Below are 7,012 nucleotides of genomic sequence, written 5' to 3'. Positions count from 1 at the left end.
TTATCCGGACAATGGTCTTTTAAGGGGCTATTTTTCTTACTAAGAATACAGACTTTGTACTGTTTTTCTCCCTTGTCACCTAGTCCACCTTGTCCACCTTGTCTTGTCCTTTTAAGGGGAGGGGACTGGATTTGATTGTTTCGGTTCCCCATTCCCTGTTTGGTGTGTTCGGTGTGTTCGGTGTGTTCCCTGAAACTAAACAACTTTGTACCTCACGAGCATGGTAAATGCTATATCAATCAAATTTACGAAAAAAATGCCATTGACCCTAAAAAAAATCTGATTACTGTTATAAGTAGTGCCTAGGTCAGAAATTCAGGAGGTATTTACAATGATCATGATGATGACTGAAACCATGACTACTCAAATGCAAAACTGCATCAACGCCTGCATGGAATGTCACAAAATCTGCCTGGAAACCATGACTCACTGTATGAGCAAAGATGGTAAGCAAATCAACAAGGGCATTATGAGTATGGTGCGGGACTGCTCAGAAATGTGTATGATGTGCATGAATATGATGATGGGCGGTTCGGAATTCATGGGGCGCACTTGTATGCTTTGCGCCGAAATGTGCGATCGCGTTGCTACAGCTTGCGAACAGATGAGCCAAGATCAAAAGATGATGCAATGCGCCGCCTCTTGTCGTCGCTGTGCAGCAGCTTGTAGATCCATGGAAATGATGCCCGCCTAACTATAGCACCTAGATATACCTAGATATAATTGAGGTCTTTTGACCTAATTTATTGAAAAAACGAGAGATGTAGACAACGTTTACATCTCTCGTTCGTCAATCCGACTAAAAAAATCTAGACAGCAGAGAAGTAAACTTTAGACTTCACAGGGTCAGGATTCATAGTTTTATCACCAGGTTGCCAACCAGCGGGGCAAACTTCATCAGGGTGAGACTGAACATACTGGAGTGCTTTTAATGTCCGCAGGGTTTCATCAACACTGCGACCAAAAGCCAAGTTATTAATGGTAGAGTGCTGGAGTACACCATCTTTATCGATGATAAACAGACCACGCAAAGCAATACCTGCTGCTGGGTCAAGGACGTTGTAAGCGGCGCTAATTTCTTTCTTAATGTCGGAAACTAGGGGATAATTGAGGTCACCCACACCACCAGCCTTGCGGTCAGTTTGAATCCAGGCTAGGTGAGAGAACTCGCTATCCACGGACACACCGAGGACTTCAGTGTTAATTTGCTTAAATTCTTCGTAGCGATCGCTGAAGGCTGTGATTTCAGTGGGGCAAACAAAGGTAAAGTCTAGGGGGTAGAAAAACAGAACGACATACTTACCACGATAGTCGGAGAGTTTAATTGTTTTAAATTCTTGATCTACCACAGCAGTTGCTGTAAATTCAGGAGCCTGTTGACCAACACGGAGGCATCCTTCTGTTGCGTAAGTGAGGGACATGAAGCCAATTCTCCTTAGACTGATATACGTAAAAGAGCGTTGAAACTCGGGTCAGTTCACACTTACCCGTCTAAAATTTAATTACAAACTGTTACGACTATATCATAGTCATAACGATTTTGAGTAAAAAATGCCTGATTTAGACACAAGAGAATGGTTACTAACTAATGGCTTGGGGAGTTTTGCCAGTGGGACAATTTCAGATGTTCGCACCCGCACTTATCATGGTTGGCTATTTGCCGCCACTAATCCCCCCTGTGGGCGTACGCTGTTGTTTTCCCACCTGGAAGCCAGTTTAGAAGTTTCAGGAAAGGTGATTTCACTAGGGACAAACTGCTGGGGTAATGATGAAATTGCCCCCCAGGGTTACAAGTTGCTGCACTATTTTGATATTAACCCAGTTCCCCAATGGATTTGGAGAAAAGACAATTGGCAACTCAGTAGAGAGTTAATTATGCCCCATGTTTTAGGGGATTTTTGTAAAAATCAGTTGTTAGTTAAGTATGTTTATCAGGGACACAGTACAGTAAATTTACGGTTACGGCTGCTGATAGGCGATCGGGATTTTCACCACCAACAAAAAGGTCATCCTGGCTTAGAGTTTTCACAATTACTGGGTAAAAATCAAGTTTGTCTCCAAGCCATATTTCCGGGGGGATTCGGTACACCATGGTATTTGCGCTGGAGTCGGGGGGAATATCAGGCTAATGCGGTTTGGTATTGGAATTATTTATTACCAGAAGAGAAAAAACGAGGATTAGGCGATCGCGAAGACCTCTACAGCCCTGGCTACTTAACAGTTAAACTAGAACCGGGAGATGCCATTGTTCTAGAAGCACAGATGGGTTTTCCTGACCCACAGCTAGGTCTACTCACCCCAGAAATTTTTACCGCTGCGGTGGAAGCAGAACAAAAAAGACTATCCCAAATTTTTGGCTGGGTAACCCATAAATCCTCCTCATCCCCGATTTGGCAAAAATTATTAAAAGCCAGCGATCAATTTATTGTTCATCGAGCTTCCATTGCTGGACCCACGGTGATTGCTGGTTACCACTGGTTTAATGACTGGGGACGTGACACCTTGATTGCTATACCTGGTTTAGCTTTAGTCACCGGGCGCTTTGAACTAGCTAAAGGACTATTACAAACCTTTGGGCGTTACTGTCGTCACGGTCTGATACCTAATGTTTTTCCTGATGTTGATGGTGAACCCTCTTATAACAGTATTGATGCGGCTTTATGGTGGATTGAAACTTTAGGGCTATATTTAGAAGCTACCGAAGATTGGGAGTTTTTGGCGGCTCAGTTTCCCATTGTGCAACAAATTCATAAAGCTTTTATGGGTGGGACTCATTATAATATCCAAGTTGATGCTACTGATGGCTTAGTGAGTTGGGATGTCCCCGGTATGGCTCTTACCTGGATGGATGTGGTAATTGACGGAGAAGCTATTACCCCCCGCAATGGTAAAGCAGTAGAAATCAATGCTCTGTGGTATTCTGCTTTATGTTGGATGAGTAAATGGGCGCAACGCTTAGGGGAAATGCAGTTAGGGGATTGCACCCGCTTGGTAAAGCAAGCCCTGCGTTATGGTCAGCAAGCGGAACAAGTAAAAATTTCTCTACAAAAGTTTTGGAATCCATTAGGTTATTTATACGACACTATAGAATTAGATGACCGCCGTAATGCCCAGATTCGCCCTAATGCAGTGATAGCATTGTCCTTGCATCATTGCGGCTTTTCACTACAGCAGAGCCAGGCTGTAGTTGATTTAGCCACCGTGCGTTTACTTACTCCCTATGGATTGCGGAGTCTAGATACATCTGACGCTGCTTATATCGGTAAATATATTGGAGATTCCCTACAGCGCGATCGCTCCTACCACCAGGGTACTGTTTGGGCTTGGTTGATTGGTCCGTTTACTCGGGCTTGGGAGCGTTCTTACCCCCAAGTACCTTTACCTTTTGATTGGCAACCATTACTTGATCATTTCCTTTGTGATGGTTGTATACAATCGATTTCAGAAATTTTTGATGGGGATTTTCCCCATACTCCTAAAGGTGCGATCGCTCAAGCTTGGTCAGTTGCGGAAGTCATTAGACATTTTCCACCAGGGTTGTATAATAGCACACGGTTGACGGTTGATGGGTGATGGGTGATGGGTCAGGGTTTAAGAGCTACGACCACCGGGAGCCAGGGGTTAGAAACCCCTGTCTAATAGCTAAAGTCGGATAAATCCGACTGGGTGTTGAATATAAGATTATAAATAGGGTTAACAATCATTGCCTAGAGTATTATATGTAACTCACAAGTCCACTTTTAGTGGACTTTAGCTATTAGACGCTTAATTTATTCCCCGGCTAATTGTTGATGGTCACACCTCTTCCCAGTCAACAGTCAACAGTCAACCGTCAACAGTCAACCGTCAACAGTCAACGGTTCGACTCCGCTCACCGACCACCGTCAACAGTCAACCGTCAACAGTCAACCGTCAACGGTTCGACTCCGCTCACCGACCACCGTCAACAAATCCAAACCTAACCCCGAATTACTGTAATATTTCTCCCTTGGGGACTTAGGGCTATTTCCGTGGTGGTGCGATCGCTGATGGGGGGTAAGTCGGGGCGACGGTCAAATATTACTAACCATCCTGTATCTAAATTTAATCCTGATAAATATTTATCTAACTGTATCAATCCTTGGGGTAAGGGGTCGGGTTTACCCTGTTTCCATACCTTTAATTCCATCCCTAAGACTACATCCCCATACCTTAAACATATATCCATCCTCCCGGAGCCTATGGCGTATTCCCGTTCTAGGCTACCACCACCATTAACTACCCGGTGTAAAAATGCCATTAATACTAAGTGGGGCGCAATTTCTGGGTAAGGGGTACTTTTAAATAATGGTTCCCCGTGTTGTCGCCAAAAGTCTAAGAATAAGCCTAATAATTTTTCTGGGATTAATTCACCACTAGCACTCAACCATTCAGGTTAAATCACTCCTAGGGACATAATGGGGGTATAGGCTAAAACTTTAGGCAAAACCTCTCTGTATATGGGGTTGGCAATTTCTAAACCTCTAATGGGATGATAGCGACACAATCCTAAATCTAGGAGAAAACGAATATCATCATTAGGCACATCTGGTAATTCTTCCCCGGCTAACATGGGTTGAATAATTGCTTTTACTCTATCTTCTCGCAGTCGCTCGGCGAGACTATCTAGATGGGTGTCTTGCCTTTGAATTAGTATATCCTTAGCTTGATTGATTAAGTCTATAGTGATGGGGATATTTACATCTTCTGCTAGGTATTCTGTAACTTCCTTAGCTAAAGCATTGACTAACCAAGGTTGACCCTGGGTTAAATAGTAGGCGTGGTTAATGGCTTCGGGGGTAAAGATTTGCCCGGTGGCTTGGGTGTGTTGTGCGTATAGATTATTTACATCTTTTAAGGTGAAATTACTTAAGGATAGTAAGACGGCGGTGTACTGACCACTGGCTGTTAACTGCTGTGCAAGGGTCAACATGGCAGTAGTTTTACCGGTTTGTCTGGGTGCATGGATGACAAAGTAATTGCGCTGGGCAATCAGGCGTTTTAACTCTGGTAGGCGTTCGGTGGTGGGTAGGGTGTAGTGTATATCCGGTTGACAGGGGCCAGCAGTGTTAAACCATTTAGTCATAAAAGTTTAGGTATAGCTTGATTTGATTATAGATGACTGTTGACTGTTGACGGTGGTCGGTTGACGGGTCAGATCGCCTTGATTGCGAGGTGTGATCGCCTTTAGCAGCGCTTCGCAGATGATCTGATGAGGTTTAACCCCACCCCCAACCCCTTCCCTTACAAAGGGAGGGGGGTATATGGAATGGCGAACTGCTTGCAGCAGCGCTTCGCGATCGCATCCGGTCAAGATAACCAAATACATGATCTTCGAGTCACACAGATCCCCGACTTCTGGACAAGTTATATGAGATGATGCCAATTATCTAAGAAGTCGGGGATCTTACTCACCTAGGTGCGATCTGCTTGCAGCAGCACTGGGGCGATCGCACCGTGAAGATGATCTGATTAGGTCTGACCCCACCCCCAACCCCTCCCCTTACAAAGGGAGGGGGGTATATGGAATGGCGATCTGCTTGGTCAGTTGCGGATGTAATTAGACATTTTTCACAAGGCTGGTATAATAGCACTAGGTAGAATTTTAGTCAATATTTTTTGCTAAAAATCAGGTAATACACATGGCTTATAGTGATTTCACCTTGAGTAAGTTTAAAAAGGATTTTAATATTCATATTCATGAAGAAATGGATTTATTTATCAATGTTGAACCTATACAAATCAGTGAAAAGCTCAAATCTACTTTGGAAGAAACTACAGAATTAGCATTAGCAATTAATACGGAAAAAGCCAGATCAGAAATGATTATTACGCCGATTTTACTGGAGGTAAGACGTAGGTGTAATTACGAAATTAGTTTATTTTCGGGAACTGATTTTAATCTAGATTTTAAAAAGGGATTAAACGGTTATTGTGATTTTATCATCAGTCGTTCTCAGGAACAGTTAACAATTAATGCACCTGTGATGATCATTGTTGAAGCTAAGAATGAAAACATTAAAGCTGGTTTAGGACAATGTGCAGCGGCAATGTTTGCAGCACAGTTGTTTAATGAACAAGAAGGTAATGATATTAAAACTATTTATGGTGCGGTGACCACTGGGGATATTTGGAAGTTTTTAAAGTTGCAAGGGACAAATATATTTATTGATTTGAATAATTATTATATTAAAGAGTCAGATAAAATTTTAGGTATTTTGTGTTACGGAATTAATAATTGATAAATTGTTGGTGATTTAGAGGATGTTTATCAAGTCATAATTACTGTATCGAATATTGTTTTACCCCACCCTCACCACTTAGAGGTTGTTTCAAAAGTTTTTTATTGTCATCAATGACACTGATTGATCCCCCCAACCCCCCTTAAAAAGGGGGGCTAAATTCTTTAAATTCCTCCTTGAAAAGGGTGATTTAGGGGTATCTGAAAATATTTGATACATCATGAGAGACTTTTAAAACATCCTCTTACTTTCAGGTATCTTTGCTGCTACAGTGAGTTTAAAAGTTTAATTGTTTCTTGATAAGCAGCGGTATCACCTTGAATGCGGAATAATTGTGCTGCTCTTTGGAAGTTTTCCCTGGCTTTGTTGATATCTCCTAGTTGACTGTAAATACGACCGCGATTGTTGTAAGCATTAGCATGATTAGAATTAAGTTTAATAGCTTCGGTGTAATGAGCCAGAGCTAAATCCCATTTCTGCTGGTTATAGTAAACATTACCGCGACCGTAGTAAGCATCAGCATAATTAGGATTAAGTTTAATAGCTTCGGTGTAATGAGCCAGAGCTAAATCCCATTTATGCTGGTTATAGTAAACACTACCGCGATTGATGTAAGCTTGAGCATAATTAGGATTAAGTTTAATAGCTTGGGTGTAATCAGCCAGAGCTAAATCCCATTTATGCTGGTTATAGTAAACATCACCGCGATTGATGTAAGCTTGAGCATAATTAGGATTAAGTTTAATAGCTTG

The 7,012-nt window shown here is 42.3% G+C and carries 7 protein-coding genes and 1 pseudogene; 4 read left to right on the top strand and 4 right to left on the bottom strand.

Annotation, left to right across the window (positions count from 1 at the left end):
• Positions 1–331: 331 nt before the first annotated feature.
• Positions 332–694 (top strand): four-helix bundle copper-binding protein, encoded by a 363-nt coding sequence (locus NWP22_RS08200; RefSeq protein ID WP_271731703.1) that lies wholly within the window; start codon positions 332–334, stop codon positions 692–694.
• 115 nt (positions 695–809) lie between these two features.
• Here NWP22_RS08200 and NWP22_RS08195 read toward each other — a convergent pair whose 3' ends face one another.
• Positions 810–1,421, bottom strand: coding sequence for a peroxiredoxin (locus tag NWP22_RS08195; RefSeq protein WP_271731701.1), 612 nt, complete (start codon positions 1,419–1,421; stop codon positions 810–812).
• Positions 1,422–1,551: 130 nt separating this feature from the next.
• Here NWP22_RS08195 and NWP22_RS08190 point away from each other — a divergent pair, with 130 nt between their 5' ends.
• Both NWP22_RS08190 and NWP22_RS08185 read left to right on the top strand, forming a co-directional pair.
• Positions 1,552–3,573 (top strand): amylo-alpha-1,6-glucosidase, encoded by a 2,022-nt coding sequence (locus NWP22_RS08190; RefSeq protein WP_280801723.1) that lies wholly within the window; start codon positions 1,552–1,554, stop codon positions 3,571–3,573.
• Positions 3,574–3,791: 218 nt separating this feature from the next.
• Positions 3,792–3,962 carry a hypothetical protein gene (locus tag NWP22_RS08185; RefSeq protein ID WP_280801722.1) on the top strand — a complete coding sequence of 57 codons (171 nt, stop codon included), beginning with the start codon at positions 3,792–3,794 and terminating at the stop codon, positions 3,960–3,962.
• Here the strand turns inward: NWP22_RS08185 and NWP22_RS08180 are convergent.
• Both NWP22_RS08180 and NWP22_RS08175 read right to left on the bottom strand, forming a co-directional pair.
• Positions 3,959–5,104 (bottom strand): annotated as a pseudogene (locus NWP22_RS08180) (hypothetical protein). The gene NWP22_RS08185 and the pseudogene NWP22_RS08180 overlap by 4 nt on opposite strands.
• 6 nt (positions 5,105–5,110) lie before the next feature.
• Positions 5,111–5,347 carry a hypothetical protein gene (locus NWP22_RS08175; protein WP_280801721.1) on the bottom strand — a complete coding sequence of 79 codons (237 nt, stop codon included), beginning with the start codon at positions 5,345–5,347 and terminating at the stop codon, positions 5,111–5,113.
• A gap of 313 nt (positions 5,348–5,660) precedes the next feature.
• On the opposite strand from NWP22_RS08175, the gene NWP22_RS08170 reads away from it, so the two are divergent.
• A complete protein-coding gene (locus tag NWP22_RS08170; protein ID WP_280801720.1) occupies positions 5,661–6,260 on the top strand; it encodes a hypothetical protein in 600 nt (199 codons plus the stop codon).
• 266 nt (positions 6,261–6,526) lie between these two features.
• Here NWP22_RS08170 and NWP22_RS08165 read toward each other — a convergent pair.
• Positions 6,527–7,012 (bottom strand): tetratricopeptide repeat protein (locus NWP22_RS08165; protein ID WP_280801719.1); only part of this gene is annotated, 486 nt, incomplete at its 5' end.

The sequence above is a fragment of the Anabaenopsis tanganyikae CS-531 genome, from assembly GCF_029891675.1.
GTDB classification, from domain to species: domain Bacteria; phylum Cyanobacteriota; class Cyanobacteriia; order Cyanobacteriales; family Nostocaceae; genus Anabaenopsis; species Anabaenopsis arnoldii.
Note: the sequence above shows the minus strand (reverse complement) of the source record. Positions and strands in the feature narration are given on the sequence as shown.

Excerpts from the sequence above, each read along its gene's own strand:
- NWP22_RS08200 (WP_271731703.1), top strand. The coding sequence starts at position 332 with ATGATCATGATGATGACTGAAACCATGACTACTCAAATGCAAAACTGC.
- NWP22_RS08195 (WP_271731701.1), bottom strand. The coding sequence starts at position 1,421 with ATGTCCCTCACTTACGCAACAGAAGGATGCCTCCGTGTTGGTCAACAG.
- NWP22_RS08190 (WP_280801723.1), top strand. The coding sequence starts at position 1,552 with ATGCCTGATTTAGACACAAGAGAATGGTTACTAACTAATGGCTTGGGG.
- NWP22_RS08185 (WP_280801722.1), top strand. The coding sequence starts at position 3,792 with ATGGTCACACCTCTTCCCAGTCAACAGTCAACAGTCAACCGTCAACAG.
- NWP22_RS08175 (WP_280801721.1), bottom strand. The coding sequence starts at position 5,347 with ATGTATTTGGTTATCTTGACCGGATGCGATCGCGAAGCGCTGCTGCAA.
- NWP22_RS08170 (WP_280801720.1), top strand. The coding sequence starts at position 5,661 with ATGGCTTATAGTGATTTCACCTTGAGTAAGTTTAAAAAGGATTTTAAT.